Source organism: Streptomyces glaucescens (assembly GCF_002154375.1).
Lineage (GTDB): Bacteria > Actinomycetota > Actinomycetes > Streptomycetales > Streptomycetaceae > Streptomyces > Streptomyces glaucescens.
Genome location: NZ_MUND01000554.1, coordinates 1 through 1,105 on the forward strand (window position 1 = coordinate 1; position 1,105 = coordinate 1,105).

Annotated in this window: 1 protein-coding gene; it reads right to left on the minus strand. The window is 75.8% G+C overall.

The annotated features are described in order from the left end of the window. Window positions 1-37: 37 nt before the first annotated feature. A partial coding sequence (locus tag CCN42_RS31575) for an HAD family hydrolase (protein WP_143662073.1) occupies window positions 38-1,105 on the minus strand: 1,068 nt, incomplete at its 5' end.

The following is a 1,105-nucleotide window of genomic DNA, read 5'->3' on the forward strand; positions in this document are numbered from 1 at the left end:
GCCGGGCGGGGAGCGGCCGAACGGGGGATTCGGGCGGTCAGCGTTCCCGGGCGGCGTCCAGGAGATCGCGGAATCCGGTCTCGTCGGCGACCCGCAGGAAGGCGACGCCCGCGGTGTCGGCCGCGCGCTCCTCGACGGCGGTGGAGCCGGCCAGGAGACAGCGGGCGGGAGCCACGCCGATCCGGGCGAGGGCCCGCTCCACGGTCTCCGGGTCGGGCAACAACCGCGCGGACCGGCCGTGCACCCCACCCCTGAAGTCGCCGAGCAGGCCACGAAGCTCCAGATACCCGGTCGCGGTCGCCTCGGCCGCGTCCGTGACGAGCGCCAGCGTCAGCCCCTTGTCGGCCAGGGTGCGGACGAGCAGGTCGGCACGGGAGAGGGCCCGCGCGCCGCGCACCGCCTCACGCTCGGCGCTCTCCAGAACGTCCCACAACGCCCGTGCGTAGGGCGTCTCCTGAAGCGCCCGCAGCAGGTCCACCGGGTGGAGATCACCGTTCTGGTGGGCGACCGGGCCGTTCACGGGCAGCAGGGGCTTGCCGGTGAGCGCGTCCTCCGGGTCCCGCAGCTCGGTGAGGACACGCGTCAGCTCCCGGACGGCCGCCGCCTGGCCGGCTTTCGTCCACAGCCGGGTCAGGGTGCCGTCGAACCCGAGGAGCACAGCGTCCGCCTGCCGCAGGGCCCGGGCGGCGCCGGTCCGGGAACGCCGCAGGAAGGAGGCCGGGCGGGGAGGGGCGGCGCTGAGGTTCACGTCCCAGCGGATGTCGAGGCCGGGGACGGCGAGTCGGGCCAGGCCCCGGTAGAGGGCCTCCCGGGCCTCGGCGGCACGGGTGGGGGGATACAGGTCGGTCAGCCTGCGCAGCTGGTCCGCCAGGTGGCGCCGGATCAGGTTCTCGACGTCCCCGGACTCGCCGCCTGCCGCCGCTCTCCTCGCGTCGGTGACCCGCCAGCCCGCTTCGCCGCGCGCGGTGAACACGGGACGCCCGCCCGCCTCCGGACCCCGCGCCATCAGGCTCGTCCGACTCTCCCGCAGGTCCACCTCGTAGTACTCGGTGCCGCCCCGGTCGCGGACGACGGTCCGGGTGACGCCGGCGGGCTGGGGGAGATA